Consider the following 16,385-nt stretch of genomic DNA (forward strand, 5'->3'; position numbering starts at 1 on the left):
ACGACGCGGCTTTTGCCCATGCGGTGGAACTGGCCTTCACCGTGCAGCCGCCGGAACGCAGTCTCAACACCATCTATCCCTTCGCCTTCGAGAAGCAAACGGCGTTGCGCAAAGCCTTTGCCCGCTGGGTGGTGGACGAGAAAGGCAACCGGGGCCTGAACAGCCACATATTCAATGCCCCGCACGACAGTCTGGGCGGCTTCCTTGATCGCTCTCACATGGTCGGCATCAACATGAACGAGGCGCTAGACGATCCGGTGGTCGGTCCGCCGGTGGTGGCGCATATCGCCTCGGCCATCTATCGGGCGGCAGGCCATGCCAAGGGCTTCACCATCTTTATCGACGAGGCGGCGAAGCTGTTGCAGAACGACGGCTTCCGCAATCTGGCCATGGAGATGTTCCGCGAGTACCGCAAGCTCAACGGCTCGGTCGGTCTGGCCTTCCAGGACCCGGCGGCCTTGTTCAAGTCGCCGGGGGCAGACGCCTTCATCGAGAACACCTCGACCTTTTTGTTCCTGCCCAACAGTCAGGCCAGCGAAGCCTCGTTGCGCCCATTCAAGCTGAACGACGAACAGATCGCCTTCGTCTGCGGCGATGGGGAAGAGCGGCGTCCGGGCGAGCGGCGGGCCTTGGTGATCAAGCGTGACGCGGCCAGTGGCTTCGACGAGAGCGCCATCATCGACGTGGACCTGCGGCCCCTGGGCGCGGCGCTGCGCTTCTATCAGGCCGGACCGGACGCCAACCGGCGACTGGCGGCCCTTCAGGCACAATGGGGGGCGGCATGGCCGGATCATCTGTGACCCACTGGACCCTGAAGCGGGACCTGGCCTTGGTCGGTCTGCGCCGCAAGGGCAAGAGCAATCGGGAGATCGCGCGCAAGCTCAAGATCGCCCCCGCGACGGTGAGCCATCGGTTGTCCTTCCTCGGGGTGAGGGGCTGGGACGACGGCTACTTCGAGCTGCTGGTGGAATGGATCGGAGAAGTTGAACGACGGTCAAAAAAGACCCTGCCGCTGCCGCTGCTGTTGCTGCTCGCCGTCGCCGGTCCGGCGCGGGCTGAATATCCGGTCATCGACACCACCGCCATCGGCAAGCTGACCGACCAGTTGAGCAAAATGCAGCAGCAGATCGACAAGCTCACCGAGCTGTCGAAGAAGGCTCAGGAACAGCTCAACGCCCTCGGCAAGATGGGACAGATTACCCTGCCGCTGATCAATCTGGCCAAGGTCGGGCGCGACCTGCGGCAGGATGCCCAATGTCTGGTGCCCGATCTGAGCAAGCTCATGCCCTCGGTCGAGTTCGAGGACATGGACTTCACCTCCATCTGCGAGGCCGGAGACGCCTATCGGCAAACCCTATGGATTGATCCCAAGACGATCACCGCCAAACCCTGGGAGGACCAGGAAAAGGCGCGCAAGGCGGTGGAGGTGCGGCGCGACAACATGATCGTTGATGCGGCCTCCAAGGGCCTGGGTCAGGGCGACGTGGCAGCGCAAGGAGCGGAAGCCCTGAACAAGGCGGCGGGCGAACTGGAGACGGCGGCCGACGCGGCCAAGGATCAGAATGACCGGCTGGCGGTCATCGCCAAGGGGCAGGTGCTGATGGCCCGGGCCATGGCGCAACAGACGCAGATCCTGGCGCAGTTGCTGAAGGTGCAGTCGGCCTACGTGATGAAAGCCGGGGTGCCGCTGGACAGCCGTTTGGCCGGGGACGGAGAGGAGAAGGACGAATGAGCGCTCCGTCAGTCCAACATGTTGCGCCACTTGCGGGCCAAGCGGACCGTCTCGCGATCATCTTCGAAGAGCATCACTTCGACGGTGTGCAGTCCACCGATGGGCCGATTGGGGTTCTTTTGGGGCTTGGGCTTGGCCTTGGTCTCCGTCACGGGATTGTCTCCCTGGCGGGCCTGAATGAACAAGGTCAACGCAGCCACCGCCAGAATATAGGCCCCCGCGTAAAGGCTGTACTCGTCGTAGGCGAAGAACACGTACAACGCGCCAAGAACGGAGCCGATGAATCCCACAAAGAGGGCGATGGCAATCACGAAGACGACCGCTCGCAGAACAGCCGCACCCAACCAGGCCATCAACGCTCTCAAAACATCCATCGCATTTTCTCCTGGAGGATCGGGTCATGACCGGTAACTGCTTCACCTGCGAGATTGTCACCGAATACGTCAATCTGGCCAATCAGTTCACGCAGGATTTGAGTGCGGTTCTGGTCGATCCGATGCAATTGCTCTTTCTGTCGTTGGTCGGTCTGTGGGTGGTGATTCACGGTCTCAAGATGATCCTCGGGCAGGCCGATCTCGCAGCCTTTGGTAAGGAGTTCATCTTCGTATTTATAGCATGGATTTTGCTGACGGGCCAGGGTCCGGATCTTGTCAACAACATCTATCAGGCCTCTTTGTCGGTGATGGGATCGGCCGCGAGCGTCGCCCTGTCGGTCGGCGAAGCGGGGCAATCCTCGGTGCAACCGAGTGGCCTTGCGGGCATGACGGCCCTGGTGGAGAAAGCCGAGACCGGGATCATGCAGGTGCTCGGCCTGGCCGGTCAGCTGGCCCGCAAGACTTCGCTCACCAACACCCTGCCGATCTTCTATGCCATCGCGCTGGTCGTTCCGTACTTCCTGCTGCTCATCGTCTACTTCAGCCAGGTGGTGGTGTCGATCTTCCGGATCATGATGCTGGCCACCTTCAGTCCCTATCTGATGCTGGGCTTTGGCTTCGGCTGGGGGCGCGGCATGGCGGTCAGCGGCATGCGCACCTTGATCTCGTCGTTCATGGTCCTGTTTGCTTCGACCGCCGCCCTGGCCGTGGTCATGTACGGCACGACGGCGCTCAATGTCGGCGATCCGGTCACCTTCGACCAGGAAGACCTGTCGATGAACAACACGGCGTTGCTGCTGGCCATGGCCCTGGGCTGGATGGGCACTGCCTTCATGACCGAAGCCACCGGCCTCGCCAACTCCATCTCCGGATCGGCCCTCACCAACACGGCGGCAGGTGTCCTGACGGCGGGGATCGCTGGCACGGCCTTCTCCTTCGCCAAGAAGGGCCTCGTCGCCATGCCGGGCGGACCTGCGGCGATGGTTCTCGGGAAGGCGGCCAGTGGTGCCGCTCAGGCCACCGGCTGGACCGCCGGGGCCGCAAGCCATCCTATCGCGGCCTTCGAGCAGGTCTCGACCCGCGCCGCTGAAATCCTGAACCGAGTCCGCAACATCAACGCAAAGCCATGAAGGAGGCGACCGTCATGAGGAATGTTCTGCTGGTGCTTTTGCTGCTGCTCCTGGCCGTCGTTGGATTGGGCGGCTGTGCCGTCACCCCACAGGTGGAAATGCCGACCAACGAGGGTTCCGGGGCCGATGAGATGCGCCAAAGCCCCTGTGCCTGCCTGCCCCTCCAGTTTGACGGAAGAGGCTTCAAATGGATGAGCTGACCCCCCTGGACGAGAACCGGACGGTGAGCCATGCGGCGGTGTTCAGGGCCGATCCGTACAGCTTCGGGGTGGCCCATCGGCGTCTGGCCTGGCTGCTGCGCCTGAGCGTGGCGATGAACGTGGCGCTGCTGGGTGGGCTGTCGGTGACGGTCAGCGCCTTCGCCCATCTGTTGCCCTTGAAGACCACCGAGATTGCCCTGGTGCGCACCGATCCGGACGACAACCGGCTGTACCGCATCGAGCCGGTGGAACGAACGGTGCAGGGACTGGACGTGCTGCTGGAGAACATGGCCCGGCGCTATGTGCGGATGCTGCTGGAGATCGACACGGTGACCCAGACGGAGCGCTTTCGTCAGGCCTTCACCATGACCGACCGGGCGTTCTACGAGCGCTTCCGCCGCGAGCGTATCGACAGCGGCGCGGTGCAGGATGCTCTCGATGCCCGTCTGACCCGTTCGATCACCGTGGAAAGCGTGGACCGCATCGATTCCTTCGGCGGCACCTACAAGTATGCGGTTGACCTGGTGCAGACCGACCACAAGGACGGGGCGGAGATCGAGCGCAAGAAGCTGCGGGCCTATCTGAACCTGACCCTGCGTCCGCAGACCGTGCGCGCGGCGGACAAATACGAAAACCCTCTGGGCATCACCGTCCTCGACCTGGTTCTCAAGGAAAGGGCCAACTCATGAATAAGATTCCTTATCGGCGGGCAGGTTGCCCGGCCCGCCTGTCCCCCTCAAGCGCCGGGCGCACCCTCCGGGTGCTTGGCTCGCTCCGCTTACGCTTCGCGGCGCCTCAATGGCGCTGCCGTCGCCCGATAGGGGCGACGGTGGCCCTTTTTTCCCTGTCGTTGATCCCCTTAACCCCCGCCGTGGCGCAGACGCCGTTCCCCAACGGCGGGCCACAGCGTCCGGTGCCGGAGTCCGCCGTGGCGCAAGCCAAGCGGCAGGCCGACGGGGACTATGGCGAGCTGCTGCGGTTAAGCGTCGGCGGTCAGATCCAGGCGGCCTGGGACCGGGCCGACGAGACCGCCGGGGTCTATCGCACCCTGGTCTGTGCCGACTGTACTTATAGGGTGCGGTTGCGCGAACGCATGGTGACGGTGATCGAACTGCCGGAGGGTGAGAGGATCGAACGTGCCGACCTGGGCGACCCGGCGGCATTCAAGGTCACCCTGCGCGGCCCGCGTCGTCTGTCGGTGATGCCCGCCGGGTTCGGCCTGGACAGCAACATGGTGGTGCATGGCCGTTCCGGCGCGTTGTATCCCTTCTATCTGCGGGCCGAAGGGTTCAATGCCGATACCCTGCCCGATCTGGTGGTGCGCATCGAGGGGGCGGTCGATGCGCCGCCGATCATCGCCCCGGCAGGCAAAACCGATATTCAAACCCTGGAGCTGCCGCCCCCAGGCACATCGGCGGCCTCAGATCTGTCCGATACCCCGGCGGAACCGCTGCCCGACGACTTTGTGGAGACGGTGCCCTTCGATCCGGACAAGCTGCGCGGTTGGGGCGATTACGAACTCTCGGGCAGTGACGATCTGAAGCCGGAGACGGTGTTCCGGGACGATGTGTTCACCTACGTCCGTTTCGGGGAACGCTGGCGGGATCTGGAACTGCCCACCGCCTATGTGGTGGTGGACGGGCTGGACGAACTGGTCAACACCCGGGTTCGGGGGACCACCTACATTATCGAGAGCACCCAGCCGCTGATCACCCTCAAGTCCGGCACCCGGTTCCTGTGCATTCGTTATAGCGGAGGGGCGTGATGGGTTTGTTCTGCGAAGCGGCCCTGGCCCTCGGCCTGACCCTCGGTGGCCTGTGCCAGACGGCGACGGTGGAAGGCGCGCCGCCGTTGCCCGATGGCGACGAGGCGGCCTGGACCTTCAATGCCCCACCGCCGCCGCCGGTGCCGCAGCCGCAAAAGCCGCCCGCCTTCCCGCCGGTGGTGCTCACCCGGGTGATCAACAATGCGGCCCCGCCACCGCCTCCGGCCCCGATCCCGCGTCCGCTGGTCGTCGCGCCGCGTCCCGATCCCTATCGGATTGCCCTGCAAACCGCGCTGGCCCATCCGGCGATGTTCGACGGCGACGGCCTGATCGACGGGGCCTTGCCCGGACCCAAAACCCCGCAACTAGCCCGCCTGACGCCCGGCATGGAAGGTGGGGCAATGCCCGGGGAGCCGGAAGGTTATGGGGCAGAGCGACGGCTCTCCGGTCCGCCGGTGGACAACGCCCGCATCCTGGCGGCCGACCGCTACATCAGCGGCGTGCTGGAGACCGGCATCAACAGTCAGCTCGACAGCAAGGAGGGGGGCGAGGCGATCATCCAGACCAGCCGCGACGTGTTCGGCTATCACGGTCGCAACGTGTTGATCCCCAAGGGCTCGCGGTTGATCTGCGATTACGAGAGCCCGAAGCAGGTGGGCAGCACCCGGCTGTCCCTGACCTGCAAGCGGGTGCTCATGGCCGGGCACCGGGCGGAAATCCTCGAACTGGCGGCCCCGGTGGGCGACCAGCAGGGGCGGGCCGGAATCACCGGCGAGGTGGACAACCGCTTCTGGGAAAAATACGGCACGGCCATCCTGATCTCGGCAATCTCGGCCACCGTGCGGTTGGCCAGCGCCCTGGCCGACAAGGGGGACGCCACCTCCTCGGTCGGCGCGGTCACCGGCGAGGGGGCGCAGGAACTGTCAGAGAAGTTCGGCGAGATCACCGCATCTGTTTTGGAACAAACGGTCAATCTGGTGCCCATCGTGACCATTGCCCAGGGGACGCGGGTGCAGATCCGGCCCGCCCACGATTGGTACATCCGCAAACCCGGACAAGGAGACGGAACATGAAGACGCAAGCCCTGATCCTGGCGCTGGCCGTTGCCGCGCTGCTCGCCGCCCTGGCGGCCCCTGCGGCGGAGACGCCCGATCCAGCCGCCGAAGACGATCCGGCGATGATCGCCACCCTGGCCGCCAAGGTGAATATTCTGACCCGCGCCGCGCGGCTGACCGAGATCCCCGAGGGCGAGCCGCTGCCGCTCGATCTCAGCCTGCTCACCGTGCCGGGGGCATCGCCGGACCTGACCCGGGGCGTCACCGCCAAGGCCTACGCCCGTTATGTGACGGTGGAAGACAAGCGCATCGGGCAGGTGGTGCTGGTCGGGGTGGAGAAGGACGGGCGGCGGGAGGCGTTGGACTCCAACCTGTTCTCGGCCCAGTTCGAACTGGACGATCCGCGACTGCAACCGGCGGCCCCGGTCACCGTGCAGGGGGACGGGGCGAGTCTGATCGAGGCCCTGAAGCGGCTGGCCGAACATCCGGCAGAAACGCCAACGCAAGAAGAGCCCGCCGTTATCGCCTCCACCGACGACGGGGCCAAACCGGCCGGAAGCAATGCTACGGCCAACGATCCGGCGGCGGCCTACAAGACCCCTGATCCGGTGCAATTGGCCGACGCCCCCACCGAGACGGTGAGTGTGGTCACCGAGGGTTGCCCGGTGCGCATCGACATCGAGCAACTGCGGGCCATTCAGCAATCCAAGACGGTGACGGCGACCGGCGGCGTGGTCGCCTCGGAAACCCCCTGCACCGACGGGGCGGAGGGCTTCACCCTGCAACGCAGCTATTCGGTCTGTTCCGATCTGGTGGACATGGAGGCGCGCACGGCGACGGCGCAGTATCTCTTATATTATGTGGACGCGGGCGGGGCGCGTCAGGAGGTCACCGAATGCGCAGCGGACAGCGATCAACTGTTCCCCATTGTCGAGACCTTCACCGCCTGCACCCTGTTGCTCGATTATCAGGCGCAACAGGCGGTGCCCCAGTCGGCCCTGATCTATCGGGATTCCAACAACGCCGACGTGCAGGTGCGGGGCTGCCAGGCCTCCGAGACCAAGGCCCCCGTGCCCATGGTGCGGACCACCAACGGCTGCTCGATCCGCCACGACTACGCGGGCGGCACCTCCTATCAGCAGGGCACCTGGACCTATGCTCTCGACGGCATCACCTATCAGGCGGGCGGCTGCACCGACACCGGCGTCGAATATGTCCATGAACAAATCTACGAGGGATCGGACGGGCAATATGTCTGTTCGCCGATTGTCGATCTGGACGGCGGCACGGTGACCCTGCAAAGCCGGTTGCGGATCAACGTGGATGGGGTGAAGCAGTATATCACCGAATGCGCCCCGGACACCTCGGGGGCGTTGCCCATCGCCACGACCACCGGGGGCTGCGACAACCCGGCGACCTGGGAACACGACCTGACCGCCGGGGTCAGCTATGGCGAGGAGCGCTTCTACTACCTGCACAACGGGGTGCCCGTCTATGTCACCGGCTGTCAGGCCTCGGCGGCGGTCTATGCCCATCAGGTGGAGACCGCCGGTTGGCAGAACCATGACGACCAACTGTTCGCCTATGCCCTGAGCACGGTCTATATCACGCCGCCCAGCGGGCGCTACGACATCAAGACCGCCGAAGTGCTCCAGGGGGCAACCCAGATGCCATTCGAACTGACCGGCACCGACACCCTGCCCAACGGGCAATGGGAATATGCGGGCTGCGATGCCTTGCAGTTGACCGACCTGGTGGAGATCTGGCGGCGGCCGGACGGCACCGACTACGAGAAGGCCATTGGGGCCGGGGTGCCGACCGGGCCGACCGACGTCTGTGTCGATACGGTCACCGCGTCGGGGACCTTCGGCACGGGGTACGCATACTTTCAGGGGGGAGGATTTTGCACGATATTTGTCAATGGTGATTATGAAAATCACCCCAACTTTTCTGCCGCTCACTACTATGGGACGGTCAATAGGGTATCACGAAGCAATCCCTTCACGGGTGAGGCTGTGTCCTCGACCTGTGCTTTTGTCGGTGGCATCTGGAATCAGTGGGAACAGGGCGGCGGGGCTTTGGCCTGTGGGTCATATGTAACACCCGGCACGCATCAGACCCTGTTCGTGCCGCCCTGTCCGGCGGGGCTGTGAGATGGACGGCGCGCTGCCCCAGGGGATCGGACCGGCGGAGGGCAATGCCATCTTCCGCCGGATACTGGCCCCGCTGGCGACCCATTACGACGATCCGGCCACGGTGGAAATCCGCATGGTCCGCCCCGGTCGGGTGATCGTCGAGCGGCGCGGGGCGGGCAAGCGGGTGGTCGATGATCCGGCCCTCACCCTGGCCGCCGTGGAGACCATCGCCAAGTCCCTGGCCAACCGCAACGGGCTATCGTTCAACGCCGATCTGCATCCCAAGCTGTCCTGCGTGCTGCCCGGCGGACATCGCTTTGAATGCCTGGTCGGGCCGTCGGTGCAATCGGGTCTGTCACTGGCCATCCGCTGCAAGCATCCGTTCACCCCGAGCTGGGCGCAGGCCGGAATCACCGGTCCGATCCGCGATTATCTGCTCAACGCGGTGGCGGGCGAAAAGAACCTGATCATCTCCGGAGCCACCAACACCGGCAAGACGACCCTGCTCAACATGCTGCTTGCCACCCTCGACGATCATCGCCGGGTGATCCCGGTAGAGGATACCCCGGAGCTGCATATCGAGCGTTTTTGGGACGGGGTGGGCCTGCTGGCGGCGCGCGAAGCCGACAGCGGCTCCGGCCTGCTCGACTGGCGACAGCTCTACGATCACCTGATGCGGGTCACCCCGGACCATATCGTGTTCGGCGAGATCAGCACTCAGAACGCCTTCGCCGCCCTGGCGGCACTGAACTCCGGGGTCACCGGGTTCATGTGCACCATCCACGCCGAAAGCCCGCAACAGGCGATCCATCGCAAGTTCGATCAGAACATCGCCTGGTCCGGCGGCACCATGCCCCGGGTCCCGGAGTTCCTGTCCGAACTGGTCGATGTGGTGGTGCAGCTCAAGCGCACCTCCGACGGGTGGCGGCGGGTCACCGACATCTTCGAGCCCCGGCAGGACCGGTGGGTGCTCAAGGATGGGAAGGCGGTTGCCCGATGACCGCGCGCCTCCTTCTCCCCGTCGTGTTCCTCGCCGCCCTGGCGGCGATCCTCCTGCAATGGCGCGGGGCGGTCGGCTTCGATCCTTTGGACGGACGCTGGTGGGTCTGGCTGTGGCAGACGGCGACCCATACCCGGGGCCTGCCCGATGACCTGCTCTGGCCGGTCTATTGGACCGGCGCGGCGGGCTTTGCGGCGCTGGCCCTGGTGCTGCATCTCTCGGCCCGGGCCGGGGCGCGGACCCTGGCCGGGGGGCGGCAACGGGACGATCTGCACGGGTCGGCCCGTTGGGCGCTGTGGAAAGACGTCAAACGGGCCGGGTTGGCGGGCCGCCGGGGCGTGGTGGTCGGCGGCTGGAAGCAATGGCTCGGCACCCGCACCTTGTGGCACGACGGGCCGGAGCATGTGCTGGCCTTTGCGCGAACCCGTTCGGGCAAGGGGGTCGGGCTGGTGGTGCCGACCCTGCTGACCTGGGAGCATTCGGTGCTGGTGCTCGATATCAAGGGGGAGAACCATGCTCTGACGGCGGGCTGGCGGGCGCAACAGGGGCACCGCATCCTGCGCTTCGAGCCGACCGCGACGGCGGGGTCCATCCGCTTCAATCCACTGGCCGAAGTGCGGCTGGGCAGCGGCTATGACATTGCCGACTGCCAGAACATTGCCGCCATGGTGGTCGATCCGGAGGGCAAGGGCCTGAAGGATTACTGGATGCAGGAAGGCTGGTCGTGGTTGTCGGTGGTGCTGCTGCATGTGCTCTATCGTACCCGGCGCGAAGCGGAGCGCACGGCCAACCTGAGCGACGTGAACGGCTTCATGTCGGCCTGTGCGTCGGGCGGCCCGGACGAGGACGACTTCGCGGCGCTGCTCGAAGACATGCTGGCCTATGACCATGGGGTGGACCATGTGGACCGGGAGGTGCGGCGCGGGGCCAACCGGATGAAGATCAAGGCCCCGCAGGAGCGTTCAGGGGTGCATTCCTCGGCCTCGGTGCAGTTGGCGCTCTATGCCGATCCCATCGTCGCCCGCAACATTGCCGACAGCGACTTCCGGCTTGACGACCTGATGAACGGTCCGACCCCGGCGGCGCTGTACATCATCGTTCAGCCCTCCGACATCGACCGCCTGCGCCCGTTGATCCGGGTGATCCTCAATGTGTTCCTGCGGCGGCTCACCGGAACGCTGGCCTTCGAAGACGGCCGCGCCGTGGCGGGCTATCGGCACCGCCTGTTGCTGATGCTCGACGAGTTCACCAGCATCGGCAAGCTGGAGATCTTCGAGCGGGCCTTGGCCTTCATGGCGGGCTACGGGCTGAAGGCTTTTATCATCGTGCAGGACATGGCGCAGCTTCAACAAGCCTACGGGCGTGAGGAATCCATCATGTCCAACTGCCATGTGCGCATTGCCTACGCCCCCAACCGGGTGGAGACGGCGAAGGTGCTTTCCGACATGACCGGCAAGCAGACGGTGGTGCAGATGAAGCGCGCCCGCTCGGCCCGCCCAGGGGAGATTGGCAGCGTCTCGGACAGTCTGGCGGAGACCAGCCGTCCGCTGCTCACCGCCGACGAATGTATGCGCCTGAAGGGCATGGAGCGGCGTCCGAACGGGCGGGTGATTCCCGGCGACATGCTGATCTTTGCCGCCGGTACGCCGCCGATCCTCGGTCGCCAGCGGCTGTACTTCCGGGACAAGGATCTGTTGCGCCGGGCCAGGGTGCCCGCGCCGCAGCCGGTCCCGGCCCCTTCCCACGACAATCTGTCCTTCCCACCCCGCACAGAGGAGACATCTTGATGAACAACCACATGCTGACGGCGACGGCCACGGTGGCCCACCTTGCCCAACGGGGGCCGGTCGCGGTCGATCCCGACCTGGCCGACGCCATGGGAGCCTTCGCCGAGGAGGCCCTGAGCCCGCAGGAGGCCCTGGACGGGGCGCTGGACGGAGAGGAGGCGGACCATGATGCAGCCTGACTTCCGGACCCGGGTGGCCGAAGAAATGATCCGCCACATTGAGAGCGGCACGGCGCGCTGGCAGAAGCCCTGGACGCCGGGCCTCGTCCATGCCGGGCCGCATAACCCGGTCTCGGGCAAGGCCTATCGGGGTATCAACAACTGGTGGCTCGACATGCAGGCGCGCGACGATCCGCGCTGGATGACCTTCCGTCAGGCCCTCGGCCTCGATGCGCAGGTGCGCAAGGGGGAGAAAGGCACCCCGGTCGAATATTGGCAATGGACTGAAAAAAAGCCGCTGCTTGATGCGACGGGGGCTCCGGTCCTCGATGAGGCGGGCCAGCCGCGCCATGTGGAAACCCGTCTCGCCCGGCCCCGGGTGTTCTATGCCACCGTGTTCAACGCGGCGCAGATTGACGGGCTGGAACCCTTCGTGCCGCCGGAGCCTGGTTTCGATCCGGTGGCACGGGCGGAAGCGGTGCTCAGCGGCGGCGGTGTGCCGATCAATCATGATCAGAACGACCGGGCCTTCTATCGCCCGATGACCGACCGCATTCACCTGCCAGCCCGAGCCGCCTTCGACACGGCCTATGAATATTACGCCACCGCCCTGCACGAGCTGGGCCATGCCAGCGGTCACAAGAGCCGTCTGAACCGGGAGTTCGGTCCCTTCGGCTCCGGGGTCTATGCCATCGAGGAACTGCGGGCCGAAATGTCGGCCTTCCTGATCGGCAGCGAACTGGGTCTGGGTCACTACCCGGAACGGCATGCGGGTTACGTGGAGTCCTGGCTCGGCGCTCTCAAAGAGGATCGGAACCTGTTGTTCCGCGCCGCCCGGGACGCGGAACGGATCCGCGATTGGGTCATGGAACCGGAGCGCCGTCCCGAACTGGAGAAGGCGGCCCGGGATCGCACTTTCGCCGATGAGAAAACGCAACAGGAGGACAAAACCATGGAGACCCCCGAACAAACCAAGACGGAGCAGCCAAAGACCCGCGTCTGGTTGGACGTGCCCTATGCGGAGAAGGATCGCGCCAAGGCGGCGGGGGCCAAATGGGACCGCCGGGCCAAGTCCTGGTATGCGCCGGACGGGGCGGACCCGGAGCCCCTGGCCGCATGGAAGGCCGACCCGGCGGCTCCGAAGGCGGAACCGTCGCCGATTGAAGAGTTCGGCAGTATGCTGGATTTGCATGGTCTGAAGCTCGACGGTCCCCCCCAGATGGACGGGGCCTGGCACCGGGTAGCCGTCGAGGGCGACCGCAAGGGGCAGAAGAGCGGGTCCTATCGCGGCTTCCTGGACGGCCTGCCCAATGGGCAGATCGTCAACTTCAAGCTGGGGGGCGAGATCCAGCAGTGGATCGCCACCGACGCCCAGCTCGATCCCGGCGAACGGGAGCGCCTGAAGCAGGACTCCCAACAGCGCCGGGAGGTCGCCAAGGCCGAACGACGGGAGACGCACCGCAAGGCGGCGGCCCGGGCCTATGGAGTCTGGACCAATGCCCAGGAAGCGACGTCGGAGCATCCCTATCTGCAAGCCAAGGCGGTTCCGGGCATTGGGCTCAAGCAGGATGACCGGGGACACCTGTTGATCCCGCTGCGCGATGCCAAGGGGTTCTTGTGGAATCTTCAGACCATCGCCCCGGACGGTGAAAAGCGCTTCCTCACCGAGGGCCGCAAGACCGGGTTGATGCATGTGATCGATCCTCGTGAAACCCTGCGCCAGGGCAGCCTGATCCTGGTCGCCGAAGGCTATGCCACGGCGGCCAGCCTGCACCAGGCCACCGGCCTGCCCTGCGTGGTGGCGTTTGATTCCGGCAACCTGAAGCCGGTCGCCGAAGCCTTGCGCGCCACCTGGCCGGAAGCCGCGCTGATCATCGCGGCGGACGACGATCATGCCCGCAAGGTCAACGTCGGCCTGGACAAGGCCAGCGAGGCAGCAAATGCGGTCGGCGGCGTAGCCATCGCCCCGGCCTTCACCGAGGCGGAGCGGGCGCGGGGTCTGACCGACTTCAACGATCTGGCCCGGGAACGCTCGCCGCACGTCCTGGCGCAACAGGTCGGCGTCGCCTTCAAGGATCGCTTCGCGCGCTCGGCGCGCCCGGATACCGACCGCCAACGGGAAGCCGGGATGGGGCTTTGACGGGCCAGCAAACCCCGCCGGTCCAGATGGACCGGACGGGGGCGCATGGGGTAACATGGCGGGAGACCCTTGATGACGGAAAGGATTGGACCATGCCCAAGAGTTATATGACCGAAAGCGAGAAGATCGGCCTCAGCCAGAATGCCATCTATGCCGCCGAATCAGCAGCGGCCGACCGGGCCGGTGACGAGGAAGCGGCCTGGGATTGGTTGCGCCTGGCGGAGATTCCCGCCTGGTCGCTGATGTCGGCGAAGCGCCGCAATGGGGCCGAGTGGGTGCGACAAATGGGACTCAACACGGAATCGGCGGAGAAGGCCTATGGCAAAGACTGGCTCGACAAAGACATTTGACAGAATCCTGTTCCGTGAATCGGTGTTCATGCTGGAGCGGGAGCGCACCCCGGCGGCGGAACAGGTTCGCAAGGCCCGCAAGGAGATCCTCGCCCATGTGGTCGCGGTGGGCAAATCGGGCGATCTGGATCTGATCCTGGCAACCGAGCGCACCCTCCTGGAAAACGACCGCAACCGCCATTCCAACAGCAAGGCCATGAAGGGCAGTCTGGAGACGGCGCTGGACGAGCTGGCCAGCGCCGGGCGGCATCTGGCCCGGGTTCGCGAGCCGGAGGCCTATCGGGCCATCGACGAGGCCCATAGCAGGCCCAAGAACCGGATCGGCGTGCTGCCCCGGGACGAGGCCCGGCAGTTCTTCTCCGCCCATGCGGCGCGGCTGCTGAACCAGGACAAGTCCCGCCTCGACGAAGATGAAAAGCGGGTTGTCGAGGCCCGCAAGCGCAACATGCGCGCCGGGGAAAAGCTCTATACCACCCTCCAGATCCAGGCGCTGGGACTTGCAATCGACAAGTCTCAAGATCACGGCCTGACCCTTTAGGCCCCCCCATGAACCGGGTCCTCATCAAGACCTACGTGCTGCCCGAAGAGCGGGAAGCGATCCGCGAAAAAGCCGCCCGGCTCGATCTCACGGTCTCGGAGTTCGTGCGCAAGGTGGCCACCGGGGCGCGCATTCCGGTGCCACAAAACGATGCGGAAATCCGTGAGCTGATCCGCTTCCGGGCCGATCTGGCGCGGCTCGGCAACCTGCTCAAGCTGGCCCTGGACGATCCGGGCTGGATCGCTCCCGATGCCCCGGACCTGGATGTGGAGGCGCTGATCCGCCATATCGCGGCGTCCAAGGATCTGCTGCGCCGGAAGATCGAGGCGCTATGAGAGCGGGCGACAAAAACCCTTTGTTGTCCGGTCTCCAGCCGCCATTGAGGCGGCGGCCCAGGGCTCGGATGCGCCCGCCCGGCGAGGGACGACCGGCAGGGCCGGAAACGGGCCTGCCGAGATGATCGCCAAACGGATCGACCGCAAGAGTCTTGATCGCTTCGGGCGTCTGGCCGAATACATCGCGGCGGCAGAAGACGATGGGGAGAAGCTGCATGCCCTTTGGATCACCGGCTGCGATGCGGGCGAGACGCCGGAGGATCTGGCGCTGGCCATCAAGGAGGTGGAGGCCACCCAGCGGCAGAACAAGCGCTCCCGGAAGGACAAGACCTATCATCTGCTGATCTCGTTCCGCGACGAGAAGCCGGACCTGGAGACCCTGAAGCAGATCGAGCAGGCCTTCGCCGAAGCCCTTGGCTTTGCCGATCACCAGCGGGTCGTCGGCACCCACCAGAACACCGGCAACTTCCATATGCATGTGGCCTACAACAAGGTCCATCCGCAGACCCTGCGCAACCGCACCCCGCACCGGGACTTCCACATTCTGGAACGCATGTCGCGGGAGCTGGAGCAGCGCTTCGGCCTGAAGGTGGATCTCGGCCTCTCCGACAAGGCCGACCGGGATCTGACCCCCAAGGCCCGCGACATGGAGGCCCATACCTGGCAGGAATCCTTCGAGCGGCATGTGAAGGCCCTGAAGCCGGAACTGATTCAGGCGCTCGACAAGGCAACCTCCTGGCAGGATCTGCACGACGCCCTGGCCCAACAGGGTCTGCTGATCAAGAAGCGCGGCAACGGTCTGGCTATTGTCGATGCGGACGGCAAGCAGGCCATCAAGGCCAGCACTCTGGATCGAAGGTTCTCGGCCAAGGCGTTGCGTGAGCGCCTCGGCCCCTTCCAGCGTCCGGTGCGCGAGACGCTGCCGGCGCAGGACCGCCCGCCGATCCGCTCGCGCTACAAGCGCCGCCCGCTGGTCAAGCATCCCAACAACGCCCGCCTGTGGCGTCGCTACCTCGGTCTCAAGCGCCGCCCCGACGAACTGCGCCCCCTCTCCTCCTGGAAGCAGTTCCTCATGCTCCAGCTCACCCTCGAAGACCCCCTCGCCGTGGCCATCGTCATGTACCGGCAGAAGATGTTGGAGGCGGTGTTGGGGGAGAATAAGCGCGCGCCTGAGGCACGGGTTGGCAAGTTGGTCACTCCTAAGTGGCTGTCAGATAAGAAGTTGAATCGGAGTGGTCTGGTGTGATTCAAGGGTCTTGTCATAGAATGGAGGACAAGACCGATGTGGACAACAGACAATCGCGGATCCTATGATTGCAGTCTACTTCGCTACGTGCGACGACATTGCGCCAAGATCAACCCTTGCGCGCAGTGCACAAAGTGGACACAATGGCCTTAATGGCTCGCAAGGACACGCCGTGAAATCAATGTCAGCCAAGGAAGCCAAGAACGGCTTTGGCTTGCTTCTGGATACGGCGCGGGCGGAGCCCGTGGTGATCGAGAAACATGGACGGCCTGTTGTCGTGGTGCTCTCTGTAGAGCAGTACCAACGGCTTACAGGTGATAAGAAGAAACAGCGGAGCAAGGCGCGCGAGGGTCAGGACGCAGAAACATGACCACTGCCGCGCCGGGACACTGGCCCGCGAACAAATGGCGTTAGGTGCATTGGCACAAACCGGGGGAAAA

Annotated in this window: 17 protein-coding genes and 1 pseudogene; 17 read left to right on the plus strand and 1 reads right to left on the minus strand. The window is 65.1% G+C overall.

Annotation, left to right across the window (positions count from 1 at the left end):
* Together ACYQ1P_RS09605 and ACYQ1P_RS09610 are read left to right on the plus strand one after the other, a co-directional pair.
* Positions 1 to 800: pseudogene (locus tag ACYQ1P_RS09605) on the plus strand (type IV secretion system protein VirB4); the annotation flags it as partial.
* Positions 782 to 1,732, plus strand: a complete 951-nt coding sequence (locus ACYQ1P_RS09610) for a hypothetical protein (RefSeq protein WP_460018333.1) — start codon at positions 782 to 784, stop codon at positions 1,730 to 1,732. The pseudogene ACYQ1P_RS09605 and the gene ACYQ1P_RS09610, both read left to right, overlap by 19 nt.
* A gap of 8 nt (positions 1,733 to 1,740) precedes the next feature.
* On the opposite strand, the gene ACYQ1P_RS09615 is transcribed toward ACYQ1P_RS09610, so the two are convergent.
* The gene (locus ACYQ1P_RS09615; protein ID WP_460018332.1) at positions 1,741 to 2,106 is read right to left on the minus strand and encodes a hypothetical protein; all 366 of its coding nucleotides are present in this window, start codon (positions 2,104 to 2,106) and stop codon (positions 1,741 to 1,743) included.
* A 26-nt stretch (positions 2,107 to 2,132) separates the two neighbouring features.
* Here ACYQ1P_RS09615 and ACYQ1P_RS09620 point away from each other — a divergent pair, with 26 nt between their 5' ends.
* From ACYQ1P_RS09620 to ACYQ1P_RS09690, 15 genes are all read left to right on the plus strand, one after another.
* Complete coding sequence (locus ACYQ1P_RS09620; protein WP_460018331.1) at positions 2,133 to 3,236, plus strand: TrbL/VirB6 family protein; 1,104 nt, start codon at positions 2,133 to 2,135, stop codon at positions 3,234 to 3,236.
* Between the two features lie 14 nt (positions 3,237 to 3,250).
* Complete coding sequence (locus ACYQ1P_RS09625) at positions 3,251 to 3,436, plus strand: hypothetical protein (RefSeq protein WP_460018330.1); 186 nt, start codon at positions 3,251 to 3,253, stop codon at positions 3,434 to 3,436.
* Complete coding sequence (locus ACYQ1P_RS09630) at positions 3,424 to 4,125, plus strand: VirB8/TrbF family protein (RefSeq protein WP_460020153.1); 702 nt, start codon at positions 3,424 to 3,426, stop codon at positions 4,123 to 4,125. The genes ACYQ1P_RS09625 and ACYQ1P_RS09630 overlap by 13 nt, the downstream gene beginning before the upstream one ends.
* Positions 4,122 to 5,201: a TrbG/VirB9 family P-type conjugative transfer protein gene (locus ACYQ1P_RS09635; protein ID WP_460020154.1), complete on the plus strand. Its 1,080-nt coding sequence runs from the start codon at positions 4,122 to 4,124 to the stop codon at positions 5,199 to 5,201. Before ACYQ1P_RS09630 ends, ACYQ1P_RS09635 begins: the two co-directional genes overlap by 4 nt.
* The gene (locus tag ACYQ1P_RS09640; RefSeq protein WP_460020103.1) at positions 5,201 to 6,274 is read left to right on the plus strand and encodes a TraB/TrbI/VirB10 family type IV secretion system protein; all 1,074 of its coding nucleotides are present in this window, start codon (positions 5,201 to 5,203) and stop codon (positions 6,272 to 6,274) included. Before ACYQ1P_RS09635 ends, ACYQ1P_RS09640 begins: the two co-directional genes overlap by 1 nt.
* On the plus strand, positions 6,271 to 8,409 hold the full coding sequence (locus ACYQ1P_RS09645) for a hypothetical protein (RefSeq protein WP_460020155.1): 2,139 nt from the start codon (positions 6,271 to 6,273) through the stop codon (positions 8,407 to 8,409). Before ACYQ1P_RS09640 ends, ACYQ1P_RS09645 begins: the two co-directional genes overlap by 4 nt.
* 1 nt (position 8,410) lies before the next feature.
* On the plus strand, positions 8,411 to 9,391 hold the full coding sequence (locus tag ACYQ1P_RS09650; protein WP_460020156.1) for an ATPase, T2SS/T4P/T4SS family: 981 nt from the start codon (positions 8,411 to 8,413) through the stop codon (positions 9,389 to 9,391).
* Positions 9,388 to 11,178, plus strand: a complete 1,791-nt coding sequence (locus ACYQ1P_RS09655; RefSeq protein ID WP_460020157.1) for a type IV secretory system conjugative DNA transfer family protein — start codon at positions 9,388 to 9,390, stop codon at positions 11,176 to 11,178. The genes ACYQ1P_RS09650 and ACYQ1P_RS09655 overlap by 4 nt, the downstream gene beginning before the upstream one ends.
* Entirely contained in the window at positions 11,178 to 11,357 is a 180-nt protein-coding gene (locus tag ACYQ1P_RS09660; protein WP_460020158.1) for a hypothetical protein, read from the plus strand. The genes ACYQ1P_RS09655 and ACYQ1P_RS09660 overlap by 1 nt, the downstream gene beginning before the upstream one ends.
* A complete protein-coding gene (locus ACYQ1P_RS09665; RefSeq protein ID WP_460020159.1) occupies positions 11,344 to 13,476 on the plus strand; it encodes a zincin-like metallopeptidase domain-containing protein in 2,133 nt (710 codons plus the stop codon). Before ACYQ1P_RS09660 ends, ACYQ1P_RS09665 begins: the two co-directional genes overlap by 14 nt.
* 92 nt (positions 13,477 to 13,568) lie before the next feature.
* Positions 13,569 to 13,826 (plus strand): hypothetical protein, encoded by a 258-nt coding sequence (locus tag ACYQ1P_RS09670; protein ID WP_460020160.1) that lies wholly within the window; start codon positions 13,569 to 13,571, stop codon positions 13,824 to 13,826.
* Positions 13,795 to 14,364 carry a hypothetical protein gene (locus ACYQ1P_RS09675; RefSeq protein ID WP_460020161.1) on the plus strand — a complete coding sequence of 190 codons (570 nt, stop codon included), beginning with the start codon at positions 13,795 to 13,797 and terminating at the stop codon, positions 14,362 to 14,364. Before ACYQ1P_RS09670 ends, ACYQ1P_RS09675 begins: the two co-directional genes overlap by 32 nt.
* Before the next feature lie 8 nt (positions 14,365 to 14,372).
* Complete coding sequence (locus ACYQ1P_RS09680; RefSeq protein WP_460020162.1) at positions 14,373 to 14,699, plus strand: plasmid mobilization protein; 327 nt, start codon at positions 14,373 to 14,375, stop codon at positions 14,697 to 14,699.
* A gap of 121 nt (positions 14,700 to 14,820) precedes the next feature.
* A complete protein-coding gene (traI, locus tag ACYQ1P_RS09685) occupies positions 14,821 to 15,945 on the plus strand; it encodes a TraI/MobA(P) family conjugative relaxase (protein ID WP_460020163.1) in 1,125 nt (374 codons plus the stop codon).
* A gap of 181 nt (positions 15,946 to 16,126) precedes the next feature.
* On the plus strand, positions 16,127 to 16,315 hold the full coding sequence (locus tag ACYQ1P_RS09690) for a type II toxin-antitoxin system Phd/YefM family antitoxin (protein ID WP_460020164.1): 189 nt from the start codon (positions 16,127 to 16,129) through the stop codon (positions 16,313 to 16,315).
* Positions 16,316 to 16,385 lie beyond the last annotated feature (70 nt).

This window comes from Magnetospira thiophila (assembly GCF_054657015.1).